Annotated in this window: 19 protein-coding genes and 1 pseudogene; 9 read left to right on the top strand and 11 right to left on the bottom strand. The window is 69.5% G+C overall.

The window, feature by feature from the left end; genetic code table 11:
• From ALA01S_RS33070 to ALA01S_RS15830, 3 genes are all read left to right on the top strand, one after another.
• The coding region (locus tag ALA01S_RS33070) for an ABC transporter ATP-binding protein C-terminal domain-containing protein (RefSeq protein WP_507762110.1) at positions 1–119 on the top strand (119 nt) is incomplete at its 5' end.
• A gap of 96 nt (positions 120–215) precedes the next feature.
• Positions 216–1,712 (top strand): sensor histidine kinase, encoded by a 1,497-nt coding sequence (locus ALA01S_RS15835; protein ID WP_066337984.1) that lies wholly within the window; start codon positions 216–218, stop codon positions 1,710–1,712.
• 105 nt (positions 1,713–1,817) lie between these two features.
• A complete protein-coding gene (locus ALA01S_RS15830) occupies positions 1,818–3,059 on the top strand; it encodes an NAD(P)/FAD-dependent oxidoreductase (protein ID WP_066337997.1) in 1,242 nt (413 codons plus the stop codon).
• 46 nt (positions 3,060–3,105) lie between these two features.
• Here the strand turns inward: ALA01S_RS15830 and ALA01S_RS15825 are convergent, their stop codons facing one another.
• The 5 genes and pseudogenes from ALA01S_RS15825 to ALA01S_RS33060 form a co-directional block, all read right to left on the bottom strand.
• Complete coding sequence (locus ALA01S_RS15825) at positions 3,106–3,552, bottom strand: SRPBCC family protein (RefSeq protein WP_066337982.1); 447 nt, start codon at positions 3,550–3,552, stop codon at positions 3,106–3,108.
• A 58-nt stretch (positions 3,553–3,610) separates the two neighbouring features.
• Entirely contained in the window at positions 3,611–4,576 is a 966-nt protein-coding gene (locus ALA01S_RS15820; RefSeq protein ID WP_157119037.1) for a PGN_0703 family putative restriction endonuclease, read from the bottom strand.
• 120 nt (positions 4,577–4,696) lie between these two features.
• Positions 4,697–4,819: pseudogene (locus tag ALA01S_RS34815) on the bottom strand (DUF817 domain-containing protein); the annotation flags it as partial.
• A 68-nt stretch (positions 4,820–4,887) separates the two neighbouring features.
• The gene (locus tag ALA01S_RS31895) at positions 4,888–5,286 is read right to left on the bottom strand and encodes an energy transducer TonB (protein ID WP_084267617.1); all 399 of its coding nucleotides are present in this window, start codon (positions 5,284–5,286) and stop codon (positions 4,888–4,890) included.
• Positions 5,283–5,663 carry a hypothetical protein gene (locus ALA01S_RS33060; RefSeq protein ID WP_157119036.1) on the bottom strand — a complete coding sequence of 127 codons (381 nt, stop codon included), beginning with the start codon at positions 5,661–5,663 and terminating at the stop codon, positions 5,283–5,285. Before ALA01S_RS33060 ends, ALA01S_RS31895 begins: the two co-directional genes overlap by 4 nt.
• Before the next feature lie 174 nt (positions 5,664–5,837).
• On the opposite strand from ALA01S_RS33060, the gene ALA01S_RS15810 reads away from it, so the two are divergent.
• Positions 5,838–6,149, top strand: a complete 312-nt coding sequence (locus tag ALA01S_RS15810) for a site-specific integrase (protein ID WP_066337977.1) — start codon at positions 5,838–5,840, stop codon at positions 6,147–6,149.
• Between the two features lie 258 nt (positions 6,150–6,407).
• Here ALA01S_RS15810 and ALA01S_RS15805 read toward each other — a convergent pair whose 3' ends face one another.
• The 5 genes from ALA01S_RS15805 to dsdA are packed head-to-tail and all read right to left on the bottom strand — an operon-like array spanning position 6,408 to position 12,687.
• Complete coding sequence (locus ALA01S_RS15805; protein WP_066337976.1) at positions 6,408–7,535, bottom strand: NAD(P)/FAD-dependent oxidoreductase; 1,128 nt, start codon at positions 7,533–7,535, stop codon at positions 6,408–6,410.
• A gap of 6 nt (positions 7,536–7,541) precedes the next feature.
• Positions 7,542–9,059 (bottom strand): amidase, encoded by a 1,518-nt coding sequence (locus ALA01S_RS15800; protein ID WP_066337975.1) that lies wholly within the window; start codon positions 9,057–9,059, stop codon positions 7,542–7,544.
• Between the two features lie 40 nt (positions 9,060–9,099).
• Positions 9,100–10,227 carry a DSD1 family PLP-dependent enzyme gene (locus ALA01S_RS15795; RefSeq protein WP_066337973.1) on the bottom strand — a complete coding sequence of 376 codons (1,128 nt, stop codon included), beginning with the start codon at positions 10,225–10,227 and terminating at the stop codon, positions 9,100–9,102.
• A gap of 16 nt (positions 10,228–10,243) precedes the next feature.
• Positions 10,244–11,227 (bottom strand): Bug family tripartite tricarboxylate transporter substrate binding protein, encoded by a 984-nt coding sequence (locus ALA01S_RS15790; protein WP_066337971.1) that lies wholly within the window; start codon positions 11,225–11,227, stop codon positions 10,244–10,246.
• A 50-nt stretch (positions 11,228–11,277) separates the two neighbouring features.
• Complete coding sequence (gene dsdA / locus ALA01S_RS15785) at positions 11,278–12,687, bottom strand: D-serine ammonia-lyase (protein WP_066337970.1); 1,410 nt, start codon at positions 12,685–12,687, stop codon at positions 11,278–11,280.
• A gap of 104 nt (positions 12,688–12,791) precedes the next feature.
• Here dsdA and ALA01S_RS15780 point away from each other — a divergent pair, with 104 nt between their 5' ends.
• The 5 genes from ALA01S_RS15780 (at position 12,792) to ALA01S_RS15760 (ending at position 18,930) form a co-directional block, all read left to right on the top strand.
• The gene (locus ALA01S_RS15780; RefSeq protein WP_066337996.1) at positions 12,792–13,751 is read left to right on the top strand and encodes a LysR substrate-binding domain-containing protein; all 960 of its coding nucleotides are present in this window, start codon (positions 12,792–12,794) and stop codon (positions 13,749–13,751) included.
• 147 nt (positions 13,752–13,898) lie between these two features.
• Entirely contained in the window at positions 13,899–15,110 is a 1,212-nt protein-coding gene (locus tag ALA01S_RS15775) for a M24 family metallopeptidase (RefSeq protein ID WP_066337969.1), read from the top strand.
• Positions 15,111–15,233: 123 nt separating this feature from the next.
• Positions 15,234–16,586 (top strand): MFS transporter, encoded by a 1,353-nt coding sequence (locus tag ALA01S_RS15770; RefSeq protein ID WP_066337967.1) that lies wholly within the window; start codon positions 15,234–15,236, stop codon positions 16,584–16,586.
• A 99-nt stretch (positions 16,587–16,685) separates the two neighbouring features.
• Complete coding sequence (locus ALA01S_RS15765; protein ID WP_238455822.1) at positions 16,686–17,738, top strand: GlxA family transcriptional regulator; 1,053 nt, start codon at positions 16,686–16,688, stop codon at positions 17,736–17,738.
• 61 nt (positions 17,739–17,799) lie between these two features.
• On the top strand, positions 17,800–18,930 hold the full coding sequence (locus ALA01S_RS15760) for a GlxA family transcriptional regulator (protein WP_084267615.1): 1,131 nt from the start codon (positions 17,800–17,802) through the stop codon (positions 18,928–18,930).
• Here the strand turns inward: ALA01S_RS15760 and ALA01S_RS15755 are convergent.
• Entirely contained in the window at positions 18,881–21,439 is a 2,559-nt protein-coding gene (locus ALA01S_RS15755; protein ID WP_066337964.1) for a bifunctional diguanylate cyclase/phosphodiesterase, read from the bottom strand. The genes ALA01S_RS15760 and ALA01S_RS15755 overlap by 50 nt on opposite strands.
• Between the last annotated feature and the right edge of the window lie 126 nt (positions 21,440–21,565).

The raw sequence follows: 21,565 nt of genomic DNA, 5'->3' as shown, positions 1-21,565 counted from the left end.
GGGCCCTGGGCCTGGCCAACCGCGGCTACGTGATGGAGTCCGGCGAGATCACCATGACGGGCCCGGCCAAGCAGCTGCTGGCCGACCCCAAGGTGCGCGCGGCCTACCTGGGCGAATAAACCGCCGGCACCAGGCGATGCGGCCGCGCGGGAGTGCCGCCGCATCGCCAAGTCCTTCACCGCCGGCTCCAGGGGCGACCATGCAAAGATGCCGGCATGGAACACGCTGAGGACGGCCCCGGACCCCAAGGCCAGCACGCCGGCGAGGCCCGCTGGCGCGGGCTGTTCGAGCGCATGGGCGAAGGCTTCTTCGTCGCCGAGGCCCTGCGCGACGCCGCGGGCCGCATGACAGACTTCCGCTTCGTCGAGGTCAACCCGGCCTTCGAGCGGCTCACCGGCATCCCCATGCAGCACGCACTGGGCCGCCCGGTGCGCGAAGTCATTCCGGGCGTGCCGGACGATCTCATACGCACCTACGCCCGCGTGGTGGACAGCGGCGAGCCCGCGGAGTTCGAAGTGCACGTGCCCGCGCTCAACGACCGCTGGTACGAGGCCCGCGCCCGCGCCCTGGGCCACGGCCAGTTCTGCGTGCTCTTCCTGGAGATCACCCAGCGCAAGGCCGTGGAGCTGGCGCTGGTGCGCAGCGAGGCGCGCTACCGCACGCTGTTCGAGTCCATAGACGAGGGCTTTTGCATCCTGCAGGTGCTCTTCGACGCCGCGGGGCAGCCGCACGACTACCGCTTCGTGGAGATCAACCCGGCCTTCGAGCGCCACACCGGCATGGCCGGCGCGCTTGGGCGCACGGCGCGCGAGCTCATTCCCAACCTGGAGCTGACGTGGGTGCACACCTACGCGCGCGTGGCGGTCTCGGGCGAGCCGCTGCGCTTCGAGGACCACGCGCCCTCCATGGGCCGCTGGTTCGACGTGTTCGCCTTTCGCATCGGCAACCCGGCCGAGCACAAGGTGGCGCTGCTGTTCAGCGACATCACGCAGCGCAAGCAGGTGGAGCAGGCGCTGCGCGAGGCCGACGCGCGCAAGGACGAGTTTCTCGCCACCCTGGCGCACGAGCTGCGCAACCCGCTGGCGCCCATCTCCAACGGCCTGGCCATACTGCGCCACGCCGAGGCCGGCAGCGCCGTGGGCGTGCGCGCGCGGGAGCTGATGGAGCGCCAGCTCGCCCACATGGTCCGGCTGGTGGACGATTTGCTCGACGTCTCCCGCGTGAGCCGCGGCAAGGTGGAGCTGCGCAAGGCACCGGTGGCGCTGGGCGCGGTGGTGGAAGCCGCGCTGGAGACCAGCCGCCCGCTGCTGGACGCCGCCGGCCACCGGCTGGAGCTGGCGCTGCCCGCCGAGCCCGTGCTGCTGGACGCCGACGCCACGCGGCTGTCGCAGGTCTTGAGCAACCTGCTCAACAACGCCGCCAAGTACACGCGCGAGGGTGGGCATGTGCGCCTGGCCGCGCGTTGCCTGCCGCAGCGGCGCGTGAGCATCGCCGTGAGCGACAACGGCATAGGCATACCGCCGCAGATGCTGGACCAGGTGTTCGACCTGTTCACGCAGGTGGGCGCCGCGCTGGAGCGCTCACAGGGCGGCCTGGGCATTGGGCTGTCGCTGGCGCGGCGCCTGGTGGAGATGCACGGCGGCCACATCAGCGCCGCCAGCGACGGGGCGGGGCGGGGCAGCACCTTCACGGTCGAGCTGCCCACGCTGTGAAGGGTTGCCTGATGCAGGCCAACTTATGCATGCATTGCCCTATTTTTTCAGCCCCGCGTCAGCCGCTTTGACCACGATGCCTGCCTGCATTTTTGAGGAATGAGCATGGCAATGAAGTACGTCGTGATCGGTGCCGGCCCCGCCGGCGTGCGGGCCGTGGAGGCGCTGCGCGAGCACGACCCGGATGGGCTGATCACGCTGGTCAGCGGCGAGCCGGGCGAGCCCTATGCCCGCATGGCGATCCCCTACATCCTCAACGGCTCGATTGACGAAGCCGGCGCGCTGCAGCGCAAGACGCCGCTGCACTACGAGACGCTGGGCATCCGCTACCTCAACCGCAAGGCACTGCGCGTGCAGGCCCGGCCCACCGGCGGCACGGTGGAGCTGGACGACGGCAGCACGCTGGACTACGACCGGCTGCTGGTGGCCACGGGCTCCTCGCCCTCGCTGCCGCCCATTCCCGGCACGGACCTGCCCGGCGTGGTGACGTGCTGGACGCTGGAAGACGCCCGCGCCATTGCCGACAAGCTCAAGCCCGGCGCCCGCGTGGTGATGATCGGTGCCGGCTTCGTGGCGGGCGTGTGCATGAAGGCGCTGGTGGGCACGGGCGTGAAGCTGTCGGTGATTGCCGGCCGTGCCGGGCAGATCCTGCGCACCATGATGACCCCCGTGGGCAGCCGCATGCTGCAGCGCTGGCTGGAGGGCAAGGGCGTGGAGGTCATCACCTCCGGCCGCACCGAGCGCATCGAGCCCGGCCCGCGCCTGGTGATGGACACGCGCACCATAGACGCCGACCTCATCATCCTGGCCACCGGCGTGCATCCCAACATCGCCTTTCTGGAGGGCACGGGCGCCAAGATCGACCAGGGCATCGTCATCGACGACCGCATGCGCACCACGGTGCCTTGCGTGTACGCCGCGGGCGACGTGGCGCAGGGCCGCGACTTCTCGACGGGCGAGTGGGTGGTGCACGCGCTGCAGCCCACGGCCACGGAGCACGGGCGCATTGCGGCGCTCAACATGGTGGGCAAGGACGTGCCCTACCGCGGCAGCCTGAGCATGAACGTGCTGGACACGGTGGGCCTGATCTCGCACACCTTTGGCGAGTGGAAGGGCCGCGAGGGCGGCGAAGTCGTGGAGCTGACCGACGAGGCGCGCAACCTCTACACCCGGCTGTGCTTCCACGGCGACCGCCTGGTGGGCGCCATCACCATAGGCCAGCCGCGCCACGTGGGCGCCCTGCGCGGGCTCATCCACTCCGGCCGCGCGCTGGGCGAGTGGAAGGCGGAGTTGATGAAGAACCCGCACAAGGTGATGGAAGCCTTTGTGGGGCTGACGCACGCCTGAGCGGCGTCATTCGCTGGGCAGGAAGCCGCCAAGGGCGGCTTCCAGTTCAGCCCGGAATCTCAGGCTCCACCAGCGCCGCCAATTGCGCCAGGGATTCTTGCCAGCCGAGATAACACATCTCGACGGGAATGGCCTCCGGAATGCCGGACTGCACGATGCGCATGTCCGTGCCGCAGGACACCTCCGTCAATTCAATCGTGACCTGCAATTCGCCGGCCAAGTTGGGGTCGTCAAACCGGTCCGTGTAGCGAATGCGCCGGCCTGGTTCCAATTCCAGATACTCGCCGCCGAAGGAGTGGGCGTGGCCGGAGCAGAAATTGGTGAACGACATTTTGAATGTGCCGCCAACCTTGGCTTCCAGGTGGTGTACCTGGCAGGTAAAGCCGTGGGGCGGCAGCCATTTCGCGAGTGCATCGCCCTCCACAAATGCTCGATAAACCCGTTGGGCCGGTGCGCGCAGCACGCGGTGAAGATGAACAGTGCCGGTGGGCATGGTGCGTCTCCTGAGTAGGCGGTGATGTCGCCATCGACGGATGTGGACTGGCAGGAAATCAAAGAGCGTTCATTGCATACTTTTTCTTGAATTCCGGTATCCAGTCTTCGTGCCTTGGATTGTGCTCGATTTCCCTGACCAATTCTTGTGTGCTGATAGCGACTACCCTGGATTTTAATTTCTCGGGCAAGAAGCTGGTAAGAAAAGGCATCAAGCTGCGCCTGTCTTCACCGGCGCGACTTGAAAACACGGGGCTTCGTTCGTCGCTCAGCAGGACGAAAGTGCCATTCTTTTCGATGGAGAAAAGAATTTCCCTGAAAAACTGGTAGTGCATGGCAAATATGCACTGGCGTTCATTCTTCAATTGGTCCGTGATGCCGTGCTTGCTCATGAGTGGCCAATACTTTCGGCCGATGAAGTGCAGGAAGCAATCGTCTTCAAAGCCAATGGGGCTGGCTCCAGAACAGTCCCCAAGCCCAAACACCGAACAGCCGCCGAACGCTCGTTCATCGAACTTCGACTCGATGAAAATGAAGGGCTGGCCGTTCTTGTCCTTGAGCGCAATATCGATGGAGGTGGGTTGTCCCGCATCCTCGTTGAACACCTTCCTGTCCTTGTATTCGAAAACGGCTTCGGCGATTTCCGAGGCGCCTTCCACGTTCTTGGATTCCAAAAGGGAGATGAGTGGGGAATAATCACGTCTCGTGATGAGCGGTCCAATGAGATTGAATGCCATGGCCTGGCTGCTCATCCCATGATGGAGATATTTGTGCAGGGGGAAAGGCGATTTTTTCTCGGCGGCGGCTTCGCGCTGCTTTTGAATATAGTCGGCTACTTCAGGCAGGATCAGGTTGGATGGCCATTGTTCCCATTCTCCCAGGCAGTAGGGCATGCGAGCATGCGTGGGGAGATGCTTGGACTTGAACCAATCAGCGGCCGCCAGCCTCAGCATCTCCGAAAACTTTTTTTGTTTTAGAAGGGGCCATTGTAGGGCCCGTTTTTTACTGTTGGTTGGGTGTTGCATGTTCCGAAAATTGATAGACCGTGAGCTTGCGATCAACGCCGAATAGGCAAAGGGCTCTTCTCAAGCGTGCGCAGCACCGAACTGGATTTGCTGCATCGTATGCCGGGGTCGTTGGCCCTGTTACGCGGGAACATGAATGCGCCCCTTGATATGTTTGAGATTGGCCACGATGGTGAATGTCATGATGACCAGCAAAGACCAGGAGCTCCATTTTCCGATATGGACTGCCGACCACGCTCCCACATTCATCAAAATATGATGAACTGTTTTAAATGGCACCCTTTTGTTGGGTAAAAGGCAAAATGTGCGGCTTATCTGCTTCGGCCGAAATTTTTGGGAATGTGCACGGGCAATACAAGTGAAACATCGGTTGGTTCGCCATTCACCAGGTAAGGATCAAATCGCATTGCCCTTATGGCGCGCAACGATGCTTCATCCAGGTCTGCATTTCCACAGGAAGACAGAAGTGCTGTCCGAACCACTGCGCCGTCCGTGGCTACATGCGCTCGGATGATGGCAGGTCCGGTTACTTTGCCCTTCACCACTATGGCCGGAATACGTATTTCGAATTCCGAGGTGGTTCTCAAGTCTTCAATTTTGACCACGGTTGAAGGCCAACTTTCATTTGCCGCGCAGCAGAATGGGGCTGCGAAGACCAGCAAGCTGATGGCAATGAATATCCGCGAGACAAGTTGCATTTGGAGGTTCATGGTTTTATTGCAGCCGCAATCTCTTGCGCAAGATTGGAAGGAGGGTTATTGATATCGATCGACCAAGTACAAGGCCCATCGAAGGAAAACTCAGAAAACGATGCTCGGTTATAAGAATATTTCTGAATATGATAGAGAAAATGGTGCAGACCGTGCTTAGGCTCCAACGCCTTTACGGCAGCAAAGTTCTTGCCAAAGTAGAAGGCAACGTCGATGAATGGTGAATACTTATTCGAGCCTGACAAGATAACAACGTTGTGGCCCTGTGGTGCTTCGGCTCGGATATCCATCCGAGACTTGAAGAACCGATGTTTCGAGCCCAGCAGTGCGGTCACTTCGGCTCCCAGGTTTGCCTGGAATTGGGTTGCTATGGACATATGGTTATTGCAATAACACCCAACGTTAATTGACCCGATCGGTAACAAGGCGCCGATGCGGCCTAAACAACTCGAACCCGCCATCATCACCCGGCCGTCCATTCTCAGCACGGTGATGAGATCGCCTTACGTTCCGGGTCTGCCTGCGGTGCGTTAGGCCGCAAAAAAAAGCGCTTGGACACCGCCAACGCCCTCCACGACTTCGAAGCCTGGAATTTTCCTGTCGCCGAACCCAGCAACTACACGAAATCAGGCCCCAGCTTTGACGAAAATCAGTTTAAATCGCCCTACTTGCTCGACCGCCTGCGCGCGGAAATCCACGCTGCGCCACTATTTTCGTTGCGCACCGAAGAAGCCTACGTCGGCCAGGCCAAGCGCTTCATTCTTTTCCACGGCAAACGCCATCCCAAGGAAATGGATGTGGAAGAAATCACGGAATTTTTTTCCTGGCTCGCCGCCGAGCGACAGGTTTCAGTCGCCACATAAAGTCAGGCCAAGGGCGCCATCCTGTATTTTTTGGCCAAGTCCAGAGAATGGATGTGCCGTGGCTGGACGAGGTCATTTCCGCCTGCGATTTGCAGGCCGGTTTCGGCGCCGTCTGGCTGCCGGATGTGCTTGCCGTCAAATACCCGGCGCGCGCATCTGGGGCTGGCCGTGAGAATTTCCCAGCCCGCCCGCGTTGCCCGCAGGAAATGCCGAGCGGGCGCCTGGCGGCTTCCAGGCGCCCGCATTAGAGCAGTGCCCTCAACCCAACCGCCCAGGCGACAGCGCCCGCACATCCACCTCCTGCTCCCGCAGCCCCTGCGGCAGCGGCTCGCCCAAGGCCAGGCTGCGCGCCAGCAGCGCCGCGCCCGGCGCGCTCTGTATGCCGTAGCCGCCTTGCGCGGCCAGCCAGAAGAAGCCTTCGGCCTGCACGTCCCAGCCGATCACCATGTCGCCGTCGGCCACGAAGGAGCGCAGGCCGGCCCAGGTGTGCCCCGGGCGGCGGATGGTCATGGTGGTGGCCTGCTCGATGCGGTAGATGCCCATCGCCACGTCCAGCTCCTCCGGCACCACGTCGTGCGGCGCCACCGGGTCGGCATTGGCCGGCGAGCCCAGCAACTGCCCCGCATCCGGCTTGAAGTAATAGCTCTCGTCCACGCCCACCACCGCCGGCCAGCGGGTGGCGTCCACGCCTGCGGGCGCCGAGAAGGTGAAGGCGCTGCGCCGCCGCGGCTCCAGGCCGATCAGGCGCACGCCGGCCAGCTTCGCAATCTCGTCGGCCCAGGCGCCGGCGGCATTCACCACGTGGCGCGCCTGCACGGCTTGCCCGTCGGCCAGCCGCACGGTCCACAGGCCGTCCGCGCGCGACAGCGCCACCACCTCCGCGTGGTTGCGCAGCTGCCCGCCGCGCTGGCGCAGCCCGCGCAGGTAGCCCTGGTGCAGCGCGTGCACGTCGATGTCGCTGGCGCTGTCCTCGGCCAGGCCCGCGCCCGTGGCCTCGGGGCGCAGGCAGGGCACCAGCGCCAGCATCTCGTCGCGGCCCACGCGGCGCACGCCGCCGCCGCGCTCCGAAAGCTCGCGCCACGCCGCCTCCAGCAGCTCGCCCTGGTCCGGCTGCGCCACGTGCAGCACGCCGCGCGGCGACAGCAGCGGCTCGCTGCCGAACACCTCCGGCGGCGCGTCGAAGAAGGCGCGGCTGGCCCGCGTCAGCGCGCGTATGGCCGGCGTGCCGTAGCTCTCCATGTACAGCGCCGCCGAGCGCCCCGTGGTGTGGTAGCCCGGCTGGCTCTCTCGCTCCAGCAACAGCACGCCGGCCCGCTCCGCAATCTCATAAGCGGCCGAGGCGCCGGCAATGCCGGCGCCGATCACGATGAAATCAAAACGGTCCATGGCGTTTCAGACCGCCGAGGCGGTGCCGGTGGAGGTGCCGCCCAGCACGGGCGGCGCGGTGACGATGGAGTCCAGCGCCGGCTCCGCGCGCCGCAGCCGGCCCGCGTCCGGCACCGGGCGGCGCAGCGCAGCGATGCCGTTGAACGCCTGCTCCATCGCGTGCGCCACGCCCAGCGTGTGGCGGTCGGCCCGGAAGCGCCCAACGACCTGCAAGCCGAAAGGCATGCCCGCGTGGTCGGTGCCGCAGGGCAGGCTCAGCGCGGGGTGCGTGGTCAGCGTGGTGACGTAGGTCAGCGACAGCCAGCGGTAGTAGTTCTCCTGCGCCTGCCCGTTGATGGTGGCGGCGTGCGGCTGCGTCCAGGGGAAGGGCGACACGGGCGTGGTGGGCGCCAGGATCACGTCCACGTCGCGGAAGGCGGCCTGGAAGCGCGCCAGGATGCGCGTCTGCTCGGCTTGCGCCCAGGCGCAGTCCAGCAGCCGCATGGCGGCGCCCATCTCGTAGTTGGCGCGCGGGTTGGGGCCCAGGCTCATCGGGTCGCGCTCGTAGGCCTCGCGCATGCCGGCCACGAAGGCCTCGGCGCGCAGCACGTCGAAGCAGCGGTGCACCTCGCCCAAGTCCAGCGCCAGCGGCTCGCAACTGCGGAAGAGGTGGCGCATGGCCTGCACCTTCTCGCGGAACACGGCGCGTATGCCGTCGTCCACCGCGCAGGCGCCGAAGTCCTCGGTGTAGCCCACGCGCAGGCCGCTCAGGTCCACGTCCTGCGGCAGCAGGAAGCTCATCGGGTCCAGCTCGTAGGTCAGCGGGTCGGTGGCCGATACGCCGGCCGTGGCCGCGAGCTGCAGGCAGGCGTCGGCCACGGTGCGGCCCATGGGGCCGACCACGGAGATGGGCGTCCAGCCCAGCGGCTTGCGCGAGCTGGGCACCACGCCGGGCGAGGGCCGGAAGCCCACCACGCCGCACTTGGCCGCCGGAATGCGCAGCGAGCCGCCCGTGTCCGAGCCCGTGCACACCGGCAGCAGGTCCAGCGCCAGCGCCGCGGCCGATCCGCCGGAGGAGCCGCCCGCGTTCAGGTTCGGGTTGAAGGGGTTGCCCGTGGCGCCCCAGACCGGGTTGAAGCTGTTCGCGCCCGCGCCCATCTCCGGCACGTTGGTCTTGCCCGCCACGATGGCGCCGGCCGCGCGCAGCCGCGCCACCAGCACGTTGTCGGCCGCCGGCACGTTGCCGCGGTGTATGGGCGAGCCGTAGGTGGTGAGCAGCCCGGCCGTCTCTTCCAGGTCCTTCACGCCCAGCGGCAGGCCGTGCAGCAGGCCCAGCGGCTCGCCCTTCATGACGGCCTGCTCGGCGGCGCGGGCCTCCTCGCGGGCGCGCTCGAAGCAGGTGGCGGTGACGGCGTTGACGTAGGGGTTCACCGCCTCGATGCGCGCGATGCACGCCTGCAGCAGCTCGACCGGCGAGAGCTGCCGCGCACCGATGCGGCGGCGCATCTCGACGGCGCTCAGGGAGGTGATGTCGGGGGTCTGCATGGGTGTTTGTCTCTCTCGGTTTTTGGGGGTGTCAGTGCAGTCAGCGGCTCAGGCCGCGCGCGGCCACGGGCCACACGGCTTCGACGCGCTCGCCGCGGAAGGCCACGATCTCGTCGTGCAAGTTGAAAGTCGGGTCGCAGTGGCCGGGCACCAGGCGCAGCAGGCTGCCCAGCGCGGGCAGCGGTGCGCCGTCCACGAGGCCGTGCTCGTCGTTGGCCTGCGTGTAGGCCAACGCGCCATCGGCGGGCCACAGCACCGGCAGGCCGCACTCCAGCGTCAGCGATTTGAGCCCCGCGTCCACCACGGCGTGCGTGCCCGCGGCCGTGCTCATCACGCGCGTGGCGACGAACAAGGCGTGCTCGAAGCGCAGCGCGCCGGCCTCGTTGTCGGCGTAGTCGCGGTCCATGAAGGCGTAGGAGCCCGGCTGCAGCTCGGTGTAGACGCCGCTTTCCAGGTCCCACTCCACGCTGCCCGTGCCGCCGCCGGTGACGGTGGCGCAGCGCACCCCGGCGTTCTCCAGCGCCGTCACGACCTCGCCGGCCCGCGCCGCCGCGCGCAGCGCCTGTTCGCGCCGCTGGTCGCGGCTGCGCAGGTGCTGCAGCCCGCCCTGGTAGGCCTGCAGCCCGGCGAAGCTCAATTGCGGATGCGGCGCCAGCCGCTGCAGCAGCCGCTGCACGGCGGCCGCGTCGGCCACGCCGCAGCGGCCCTGGCCGATGTCGATTTCCACCAGCACGTCGAGGTGGCTGCCGGCCTCGCGCGTGGCCTCGGCCAGGGCGTCCACCTGCGCGGCGTCGTCCACGCACACGCTCAAGCGGGCCTGGCGCGCCCACTGCGCCAGCGCGCGCGCCTTGAGCGGCGAGGCCAGCTCGTTGCTCACGTGCACGTCGCGCACCCCGGCAAGCAGGAAGGGCAGCGCCTCGCTGGCCTTCTGGCAGCACACGCCCACCGCGCCGCGCGCCATCTGCGCCAGCGCCACGGCAGGGCACTTGTGCGCCTTGGCATGCGGGCGCAGGTGCACGCCGGCGGCGTCGGCCGCGGCCTGCATGCGGGCCAGGTTGCGCTCGAAAGCGTCCAGGTCCAGCAGCAGGGCGGGCGTGTCCACCTCGGCAAGGGCTTGCCCCGCCGTGGCGGCGGGCGGGAAGGGCAGGAAACCTTCCGTCATGGGCATGGCGTGAGCCTTTCGGTCAGTCGGCGGTGATGTGGGCGCGCTGCGCAGTTTCACGCATCAGCGGCAGCTCCTTTTGGATGAGCGCCTCCACCGCCGCGCCGTTCTGGTAGCCGGGCTCGAAGCCGCTGGCCGCGAGTTTCTCCCGCACGTCCGGCTGCTCCATCACCTCGGCCAGCGCCTTCTCCAGCTTGGCCTTCACCGCGGGCGGCAGGCCGCGCGGGGCCACCACCGCCAGCCAGGTGTCGGCGTCCAGGGCGTAGCCGCTTTCGGCGAAGGTGGGCACGCCCGGCAGCAGCGTGGAGCGCTTGGCCGTGGTGACGGCGATGGGCTTGATCTTGCCGCCCTTGAGCTGCGGAAGGGCCGCGGCCACGGTGTCCACGGCAAAGGGCACCTGGCCGCCCATGAGGTCCGTCATCGCCGGGGCGCTGCCCTTGTAGGGCACGTGCATGAGCTGCGTGCCGGTGATGTGCGCCAGCAGCTCGCCGGTGAAGTGCGCCGTGGAGCCGTTGCCGAAGGAGGCGAAGGCCAGCTTGCCGGGCTGCGACTTAGCCAGCGCGACGAACTCCTTGGGGTTGTTGGCCGGCACGTCCTTGTTGGCCAGCAGGATCAGCCCCGTGCGCGCCACCAGCCCCACCGGCTCGAAGCTCTTCACGGGGTCGTAGGGCAGCTTGGGCTGTATGGCCGGGTTGACGGTGAAGGTGGTGCCCGAGCTCACCAGCAGCGTGTGGCCATCGGCCGGGGCCTTGGCCACGAAGCTGGCGCCAATGACGGTGCCGGCGCCGGCGCGGTTGTCCGCCATCACGGTCTGGCCCAGCTTGGCCTCCAGCGCCTTGGCCAGCAGCCGCCCGGCCACGTCGGTGGCACCGCCCGGCGGGAAGGGGATCACCAGTTGGATCGGCTTGGTGGGGTACGTCGCGTCCGCCGCCCAGGCAACGCCCAGCGGCGCGGCGAGCGCCGCGGCCGCAACCGTGGCATGGAGCAGGAAAGTGGGCTTCTTCATGGGGCGTTCCTTTGGGCGGGGGTGGTTGAGAGAGAAACCTTGCGTGGAATTCAGGCTGCCGCGTCTGAAGCAGCGGCGGCCTCCTGGCCGCGGGCCAGGAAGCGGGCGTACTCGTCCTCGGGGACGAACAGGCCCCCGGTGGTCCAGGCGATGTGCGTGGCCGCGGCCATGTGCGGCGCCAGGCCGTGCCGCTCGATGTAGGCCCGGCCCGCGGGCGTGTCGCGCAGCATGGCGGGGCCGGTGAAGCCGGCCGCGGCCGAGGGCTCAATGCGCAGCCCCTCGGTGCGGGCGGCGGCGTGCAGCAGCTTGAACAGCGTCTCGTCCTGCACCGTGTAGACGCCGCCCAGCAGCGGCCCCGCCACGGCGGCGGCCAGCTCCGAGGCGCTGGGCACGGCCAGGCCGTCGGCCTCGGTGCGGTTGTCCAGGCCCACGTCGTAGACCGACGGGTTGCTGCCCAAAAATTCGAAGCCCGGCGTGGTGGCCAGCATCTGCAGCAGGAAGCACGGCGATGCCGTGGGCTCGGCGAAGAAGCAGTGCACGTGGGGGCCGAAGAGCTGCGCCAGGCCGAAGGCGACACCGCCCGGCGCGCCGCCCACGCCGCAGGGCAGGTACACGAAGAGCGGGTGCTGCGCGTCCACCGGGCGGCCCAGGGCGGCCAGTTGCAGCGCCAGGTGCGGGGCGGCGGCGGCGTAGCCCAGGAACAGCGAGCGCGAGCGCTCGTCGTCCACGAAGTGGCAAGCCGGGTCGGCCTCGGCCTCGCGGCGGCCCGCGGCCACGGCCTGGGCGTAGTCGCCCGCGTGCTCCACCACGTCCACGCCGCGTGCGCGCAGCCGGGCCTTTTTCCAGTCCTTGGCGTCGGCCGACATGTGCACCACGGCCTTGAAGCCCAGGGCCGAGGCCATCACGCCAATGGCCAGGCCCAGGTTGCCCGTGGAGCCCACGGCCACCTGGTGGCAGGCGAACAGGGCACGCGCGGCCGGGCCGGCCAGCACGCGGTAGTCGCCGTCCGGCGTGAGCAGGCCATGGCGCAGTGCCAGCGCCTCGGCGTGCTCCAACACCTCGTGGATGCCGCCGCGCGCCTTGACGGAGCCCGCCACCGGCAGGCCGTGGTCGGCCTTCACGAACAGGGTGCCGAAGTCCGGCGACAGGCCCAGCGCCTGCTGCAGCGCGGGCACGGGCAGCAGCTCGGACTCGATCACGCCCTCCCGCGCCTGCAGCTCCGGGAACAGCCCGGCCAGCAGCGGCGCGAAGCGGCGCCAGCGCGCCACGGCCGCCTCCACATCAAGCTGGCTAATGCCTGCGCCGTTTGGCGCCTGGGCGGCGGGCCGGGGCGCGGTGGCCGTCCACAGCACCGGCTCGCCCCGCTGCAGGGCTTGAAGGTCGAAGGTGTCCGCCTGCTGGGCGGCATGGGTGCCGGCCGGTGCGGTGCTCGGCGGGGTTGCGGTGGTCGGTTGCGGCATGGAATCGTCTTTATTCGTCGTCTGGTGTTGCCATGGTGGGCCGGCCGGCGCTGCCGCGCAAAGCATTTATATTGCCCTGGTCATTAGTCAAACTGGGGCATGACGTGGATACCAGGCTCTCTCCGTCCGTTCTTGCATGGTTGCGGTGCTTCGAAGCCGCAGCCCGGTGCATGAGCTTCACCAAGGCCGCCACGGAGTTGTGCGTGACGCAGGGCGCGGTGAGCCAGCAGGTCAAGCAACTGGAGGGCTGGCTGCAGCGGCCGCTGTTCCTGCGCAGCCCGCGCAGCCTGGTGCTCACGCCGGAGGGGCAGTGGCTGGCCTCGGTGGTGCGCGAGTCCTTCCAGGCCATAGAGGGCACGCTGGTGCAGTTGCGCATCCCGCCGGCCGCGGGGCCGCTGGCGCTGAGCTGCGCGCCGTCCTTCGCCATGGGCTGGCTCACGCCGCGCCTGGGCGACTTCTATCGCAGCCACCCGGACATCGGCCTGCGCGTCATCGGCGAGTTCCACGCGCTGGACCGCGAGCGCATGGCGCGCGACGAGGTGGCCGCCGCGCTGCGCTACGACCTGGGCCGCTACCAGGACCTGGTGGCCATCGAGATCCTGGACGAATGGCTGCTGCCCGTGGCCAGCCCCGCCTTCCTGGCCGCGCACACGCAACTGCGCTCGGCGGCGGACCTGCGGCCGGAGCTGCTGTTGCACGACAGCAGCGCCTGGGACGGCGCCGGCCCCTGCGAGGAGTGGGCGCACTGGCTGCGCCACGCCGGCGTGGAGTTGCCCGGCCTGGAGCAGGGGCACCACTTCAACCTGTCGCTGCTGGCGCAGGGCGCGGCGCTGGCCGGGCAGGGCATTGCCATGGGGCGGGCGGCGCTGGTGCTGGACGAGCTGGCCGCCGGCCGCCTGGTGGTGCCCTTCGGACTCCCGGTGCGCTCGCGGGCTTCGTACCACTTTGTCTGCCCCATGCAGCGCACGGCGCGCACGGAGAACGTGCTGGCCTGGCTCACGGCGCAGGCGGCGCGCTTTCGCGTGCAGCGCGACGCGCTGCTGCAGCCGCTCGCGCTCGCGTAGGCGCCGGGCGCATTCAGGGCCAACCCCAAGCGGGAAAACCCCTTCAAGCCGTGGCGCAAGCGGCAAACCGGCTGTCGCAACCGCGAACCGCGCCGGGCCCCCGCGCCACACCATGGCGTCACCTTCCACCCCCCCAAGGAGACGACCATGGACATGCCCAGCACCATCCGCCTGCGCAACGGCGAACCGGCCTGGAAGACCTTCAGCAAGGAGGAATACGCACGGCGCATCGCCGCGTTGCGTGCGCAACTCTCGGCCGAGAACATCGACGCCGCGCTCTTCAGCTCCTACCACAACGTCGCCTACTACAGCGACTTCCTCTACTGCAGCTTCGGCCGCTTCTACGGCTTGGCGGTGACGCACGCCAAGACCACCGTCATCGCCGCCAACATCGACGGCGCCCAGCCCTGGCGCAAGTCCGTGGCCGACGACGTGCTCACCTACACCGACTGGCAGCGCGGCAACTTCTTCCGCGCCGCGGCGCAATGCCTGCCCGCGCGCGGACGCATCGGCGTGGAGCTGGACCACCTGCCCGTGGACCGGCTGCAGGCGCTCAGGGACGCGCTGCCGGGCGTGGAGTTCGTGGACATCTCCGCGGCCTGCATGCGGCTGCGCATGGTCAAGAGCGCCGAGGAGATCGAGTTCATCGCCGCCGGTGCGCAGGTCTGCGACGTGGGCGGCGCGGCGCTGGTGGCCGCGGTGAAGGAGGGCGTGCCGGAGCACGAGGTGGCGCTGGCGTCCACCGCGGCCATGGTGCGCGAGATCGCGCGCCGCTACCCCGGCGCCGAGCTGATGGACACCTGGACCTGGTTCCAGTCCGGCCTCAACACCGACGGCGCCCACAACCCGGTGACCACGCGCCGCGTGCAAAAGGGCGACATCCTGAGCCTGAACTGCTTCTCCATGATCAGCGGCTACTACACCGCGCTGGAGCGCACGCTGTTCCTGGACCACGCCAGCGACGCCCATTTGAAACTCTGGGAGATCAACTGCAAGGTGCACGACGAGGGCAAGAAGCTGCTGGTGCCCGGCGCCAGGTGCAGCGACATCGCCCACCAGCTCAACGAGATCTACCTGGAGCACGACCTGCTGCAGTACCGCACCTTCGGCTACGGCCACAGCTTCGGCGTGCTCAGCCACTACTACGGCCGCGAGGCCGGGCTGGAGCTGCGCGAGGACATCGACACCGTGCTGCAGCCCAACATGGTGGTGTCCATGGAGCCCATGATCATGCTGCCGGAAGGCCTGCCCGGCGCCGGCGGCTACCGCGAGCACGACATCCTGGTGATCACGCCGGAAGGCAACCGCAACCTCACCGGTTTCCCCTACGGGCCCGCGCACAACATCATCAAGGCCTGAGCCTTCAGCCGGCGCGCGGCACGCCCGCCCACAGCGGGCGTGCCGCCTTCAACAGCACTCACCCGGGGCTGCGGGCCGTGGCTTCAAGCCCCGGGGCGGCCCAAGGCACAGCAGGGGACACGCATGTCCAAGCAACCCACGTCCGCCATGGCGGGCAGGCCCGCGGCGGGGCACGAGCAGCGCATGCTGCGCCGTGCCGCGGCGGGCAGTTTCGTCGGCAACTTCGTGGAGTGGTTCGACTACGCCGCCTACGGCTACCTGGCCACGGTGATCGCCACCGTGTTCTTCCCGTCGGAGGACAAGACCACGGCGCTGCTGTCCACCTTCGCGGTGTTCGCCATCTCCTTCTTCATACGGCCCCTGGGCGGCATCGTCTGGGGCCACATCGGCGACCGGCTGGGCCGCCGCCAGGCGCTGTCGCTGTCCATCCTGATCATGTCGGCCTCGACCTTCGTCATGGCCTTCCTGCCCGGCCACGAGCGCTGGGGCCTTTGGGCCGCCGTGGCGCTGCTGCTGGTGCGCGTGGTGCAGGGCTTTTCGGCCGCCGGCGAGTACGCGGGCGCCGCGGCCTTCATCGCCGAATACGCCCCGGCCAAAAAGCGCGGCTTCTACACCAGCCTGGTGCCGGCCAGCACCGCCGCGGGCCTGCTGTTCGGCTCGCTGCTGGTGGCCGGGCTGCACGCCTGGCTCACGCCCGTGCAGTTGCACGACTGGGGCTGGCGGCTGCCCTTCCTGCTGGCCGCGCCCTTCGGCCTGATCGGCCGCTGGATACGCAACAGCCTGGAGGACACGCCCGCCTTCCGCGCGCTGGAGGCCAGCACGCTCAACGCGCACGAGGCCACGCCCATTCGCGAGCTGCTTTCTCGCCACCGCCGCGCGCTGCTGGTGGCCCTGGGGGTGGCCTGCCTCAACGCCGTGGGCTTCTACGTGCTGCTGTCCTACATGCCCACCTACCTCAGCACCGAGCAGGGGCTGTCGGAATCGCGCTCCTTCATGGCCGCCACCATCGCGCTGCTCACCTACATCGGCTTCATCTTCGTGGTCGGCGCGGTGTCGGACCGCGTGGGCCGCAAGGCGATGCTGGTGCTGGCCTCGCTGCTGTTCATGGCCGCCAGCGTGCCGCTGTTCGGCGTGCTGGGCGCGGCGGACTACGCCACGCTGGTGCTGGTGCAGATCGCCTTCGGCGCGCTGCTGGCCATGAACGACGGCACGCTGGCGTGCTTCCTGGCCGAGCTGTTCCCCACCCGCGTGCGCTACAGCGGCTTCGCCTTCAGTTTTAACTTGGCCAACACGCTGTTCGGTGGCACGGCACCCTTCGTCTGCACCTGGCTGATCCGGCAGACGGGCACGCCGCTGGCGCCGGCCTGGTACCTGGTGGCGGCCGCGTCCGTGGCGCTGGTGGCGCTGTCCTTCGCGCGCCGGCCCGCCGGGTTGTCGCTGGACGCCGCCACCGGCAAGGCCCTGGACGCCGCCTGAGGCCCGCCCACCGCCCCCCGCACCGCTCCCGCCGCGGCGGCCGAGGCCAACGCCAACGCCGGAGCCCGGATCGCCCAGGACTTTCGCAAGCCACGCCGCATGAGCATCATCAGCCTTCTTTGCACAGCACCCGGCGCGCTGTCCGGCCCGCGTCCCGCCCCGCGGAGCCGGCCGGCCACGCGCGCGCTCTCGATGATGAATGGCGGCCTGCAACGGTTCGGCTTCCTGGTCGTGCCCAACTTCTCCCTGATCGCGCTGAGCGCGGCCATCGACCCGCTGCGCCTGGCCAACGCGGTGCTGGAGCGGCGGGCCTACGAGTACGCCGTGGTGGCCGCCACCCGCGAGCCCGTGCCTTCGAGCGACGGCATACGCGTGGTGCCCGACCTCACCATGGCCGACGCGCTCGACTTCGACGCGGTGTTCGTGATCGGCCCCAACCCGCTGCCGCGCCAGGGCTACGGCGAGTGCATCGCCTGGCTGCGCCGCATGGCCGCCGCCGGTGCCACGCTGGGCGGCATAGACACGGGCAGCTACGTGCTGGCCAAGGCCGGGCTGCTCAAGGGCTACCGCTGCACCATCCACTGGGAGGACCGCGACGCGCTGCTGGAGGACTTTCCCGGCATCGAGGTCTCCGAGCAGCTCTTCGAGATCGACCGCGACCGCCACACCTGCAGCGGCGGCATCAGCCCGCTGGACATGATGACCACGCTGCTGAGCCGCCCGCCGGGCAGCCGCGCCCTGGCCGAGCAGGTCTCGGACCTGCTGGTGGCGCAGCGCCGCGGCGGCGAGGAAAAGCAGGTCGTCCCGCTGCGCCACCGCCTGGCCGGTGGCCACCCGCTGGTGGTCTCGGCGCTGGAGATGATGGAAAGCAACCTGGAGGAGCCGCTGAGCCCCACCGAGATCGCCGGCTACCTGGGCATCTCGCGGCGCCAGCTGGAGCGGCTGTTCAGCGAGCAGCTGGGCATGTCGCCCGCGCGCAAGTACCTGCAACTGCGCCTGGAGCGCGCGCGGCGCGCGCTGCTGCGCAGCTCCCGCGCGCCGGAGGACATCGCGCAGTCCACCGGCTTCGTCTCCATGCCCCACTTCATCACCCGCTACCGCGAGGCCTACGGCTGCACGCCGGCCGCCGATCGCGCCAAGCACCGCTCCTGAACCACGGCGGCCGCGGGGCGTGGCGAGTGCCGCCCGCGCCCGCGCCTGAAGGACCCAGCCCATGAACGCTTTCCACCGCGGCGCAGTGGCGCCCCTTGCGCCTGTTGCGCCCGCCCCGTCCGCGCGTCCCGCGCTCAACGTCGGCTTCGTGCTCGCGCCCAGCTTCACCATGGTGGCCTTCTCCGGCTTCCTGGACGCCTTGCGCCTGGCCGCGGACGAGGGCGACCGCAGCCGCCCCATCCATTGCCGCTGGAGCGTGCTGGCCGAGGAGCTGCGGCCCCAGCGCGCGAGCAACGGCGTGGAGGTGATGCCCACGGCGCGCCTGGGCGATCCGTCGGCCTTCGACTACATCGTGGTGGTGGGCGGGCTGCTGCACGGCGAGCAGAAGGTGCCGGCCGCGGTCACCGGGTTCCTGCGCGCGGCCGCCGCGCGCGGCGTGCCGCTGGTGGGCCTGTGCACCGGCGCCTTCGTCCTGGCGCGCGCCGGGCTGATGGAGGGGCGGCGCTGCTGCGTGAGCTGGTACCACCACCAGGAGTTCGTCCGCGAGTTCCCACTGCTGCGCGCGGAGTCGCACGAGATGTTCGTGGTGGACCGCGACCGGCTCACCTGCGCCGGCGGCACCAGCGTCGTCCACCTCGCGGCCTGGCTGCTGGAGCGCCACTGCGGCAAGGCCGCCGCGGGCAAGGCGCTGCGCATCCTGCTGGAGGAGGGCGCCTTGCCCGCGCGCACGCCGCAACCTCAACCCGAGCTGGCCGAGAGCACCGCCGACCAGCGCGTGCGCCAGGCCATGTGGCTGATGGAGCAGAACCGCTCCAGCCCCATGCCGCTGCCCGCGGTGGCGCAGCAGGTCCACCTCAGCGTGCGCCACCTGGAGCGGCGCTTTCGCAAAGCCATAGGCATGAGCCCGCACGAGTTCTCGGTGCGGCTGCGGCTGCGCCACGCCCACTGGCTGGCCAGCCACACGCAAATGCCCCTGTCGCAGATCGCGCTGGAGTGCGGCTTCAGCGACAGCTCCAGCTTTTCAAGGCGCTTTCGCGAGGTGTTCAGCTACCCGGCCAGCACGCTGCGGCGCGGGCAGGCGGGCGTCGAGGCTGCCGGTGCGCCGCGGCCCGCGGCCGAGCCCGGCGCGGGCGGCTGGCCGCTCAGCGCTGCAGCAGCGCCGCGGCCTGCGGCGCCGGCAGCGCGGGGCTGAACAGCCAGCCCTGGTAGGCCTCGCAGCCCAGCTCGCGCAGCCGCTGCAGCTGCTCCGGCTTTTCCACGCCCTCGGCCACGATGCTGCAGCCCAGCGTGTGGCCCAGGCCAATGACGGCGCGCACGATGGCCTCGTCGCTGGCGTCCTGCGCCATGTCGCGCACGAAGGAGCGGTCGATCTTGATTGCCGTGATGGGGAATGCCTTGAGCCATGCCAGCGACGAGTGCCCGGTGCCGAAGTCGTCCAGGTGCACCTCCACGCCCAGCTCCACCAGCGCCTGCAACTGCTCGGCCACGGTGGCGAAGTCGTCGATCACGGCCGACTCCGTCACCTCCACCGACAGCCGCTGCGCCGGCACGCCGTGGCGCTGCAGCTCCTGCGCGATGCGCGCCACCAGCCCCGGGTGCAGGAACTCGCGCGGCGAGAGGTTGATGGCCACGCGCGCGGTGAAGCCCTCGTCCTGCCACTGCCGCATCTGCCGGCAGGCCATGCGCAGCACGGCCTCGCCCAGCGCGCCTATGAGCCCGGTGTCCTCCGCCACGGGGATGAACACGCCCGGCGGCACCACGCCCAGCTCCGCGTCGGTCCAGCGCAGCAGCGCCTCGAAGCCGTGCACCTGGCCGCTGGCCACGTCCACCTGGGGCTGGAAGTGCAGCGACAGCGCGTCCTCGCGCAGCGCGGCCTGCAGCCGCGCGTGCACGCGCAGCGCCTGGCGCGCGCGTTCGCCCAGCGCGGCGTCGTACAGCGTGGTCTGGCCGCGGCCCAGGCGCTTGGACTCGTGCAGCGCCAGGTCGGCGCAGCGCAGCAGCAGGTCGGCGTCCTGCGCGTGCGCAGGGCAGTCGGCCAGGCCCATGGCCGCCGCCACCGGCCACTCCAGCGTGCCGCAGCGCACGCCCGGCGCCAGCGCCTGCGCGAGCTGCCGCGCCAGCTCGGCCGGTGCCAGTTGCGGCGCGATCACGCCGAACACGTCGCCGCCCAAGCGGGCCACGAAGCAGCTGGCGGGCAGCGTGGCGACCAGCCGGTCCGCCAGCGCCTTGAGCAGCATGTCGGCCGCGCTGCCGCCGTGGCGTTCGTTGACCTGCTTGAAGCCCACACAGTTCATCATGGCCACGGCCGCGGTGCCGCCGGCCTGTCCCGCGGCCTGTGCGATGGCCTGCCGCAGCGCCTCCACGAAGCGCCAGCGGTTGGGCAGCCCGGTGAGCATGTCGTGCGTGGCGCGGTGCTCCAGCTCGGCCTGGTGGGCGCGGCGGTGCGAGACGTCGCTCACGCAGGCCGTCATTCGCATGCCGCCGGCCATTTGCGTGCGCGTCACCGAGACCTCCACGTCCAGCAGCGTGCCGTCCTTGCGCTGCCCCGGCACCGAGGCCAGGCGGCGGTCGGCAGCGTCGTCGCCGTTGGCCCAATCGGCACGGTGGTGCGCGTGGCGCTCGTGCAGGTGCGCGGGCAGCAGCAGGTCCACCGGACGGCCCTGGAGCTCGCCCGCGCCCCAGCCGAACATGGACTCCAGCGCGCGGTTGGCCAGCTGGATCTCGCCCTGCGGGTTGATCACCACCACGCCCACGGGCGCGAGCTCCAGCAGCGCGCGGTACTCGGCGCCGCGCTGCTCGATCTCCAGGCGCGCCTGCTCCAGGCGCAGGTAGGGGCGCTTCACGCGCTGCAGGAACATGACGCGGTAGAGGCAGCCGTAGGCCAGCACCTTGTAGACGTGGCCCAGCAGGTTGGTCGCGGAAGTGATGCGGTCGCCGTAGATCACGAAGAAGCACTCGCCCAGCAGCATGAGCAGCAGTGCGTCGCACAGCGGCGCGTGGTCGGCGCGCCGCGGGGGCGGCATGGCCGCCATGCGCAGGAGCTGCACCCCCAGCGCCACGGCCAGCAGGGCCATGATGGCGCCCTCGGCCGCCAGCTTCAGCGTCGTGAGCCCCTGGCCGGGCACGAAGGTGTGCGGGAACAGCTCGGGCCGGAACACCGCCAGCACGCCCAGCACCAGGCTCAGGGCGACGCCCGCCAGCACGGCGCGCGCCGCCGCATGGGCGCCCACGCCCTGCGCCGCGCGCGGGAAGCACCAGGCGATGAGCGCGACCGCCCCCAGCAAGCGCGCCAGCAGCCACAGCACGATGGACTTGTGCGGCGTGTTCTCCGAGACGAAATGCGGCATGCCCGCGAAGGACAGCAGGTGCAGCAGGTCCAGCACGGCCACGGCGATGAAGGCCGCGCCCAGCGCGCGGCTCATGGCGCGCCGGCGCTGGTTGAGCACGCAACTGGCGGTCAGGCCCACCGACATGCTCACCACCACCGCCACCACCTCCAGCAGCGTGTGCAGCGACAAGAACTCGGCCTGCGGCAGCGCCACGTCCAGCGCGCCGCCGCTCCAGGCCTGCACGTACAGCAGCGGCGCCATCACCACCAGTGCCGCCACCCAGGCGGCGGGCCGCCACAGCGCCAGGCGCGTCAGGGCCCCGGTTGGGCTGGCGGGCAGGGAGGTGGACCGGTCTGGAATTTCTGCGGACATGCGGGCTATTCAGGGTGGCGGACTCCATCAGCCGCCGGGCGCGCCAGCGCGCGCTCCCCAGGCCGGGCGGATGCTCAGCCCCCCAGTGTGACCGGTGGGTCACTTGGCCGGTGCCCGGAAGAGCGG

Origin of the sequence: Azohydromonas lata NBRC 102462 (assembly GCF_001571085.1) — a bacterium.
Classification (GTDB): Bacteria; Pseudomonadota; Gammaproteobacteria; order Burkholderiales; family Burkholderiaceae_C; genus Azohydromonas; species Azohydromonas lata.
The sequence above is the reverse complement of the archived record's forward strand: the minus strand, read 5'-3'. Positions and strand labels throughout refer to the sequence as shown.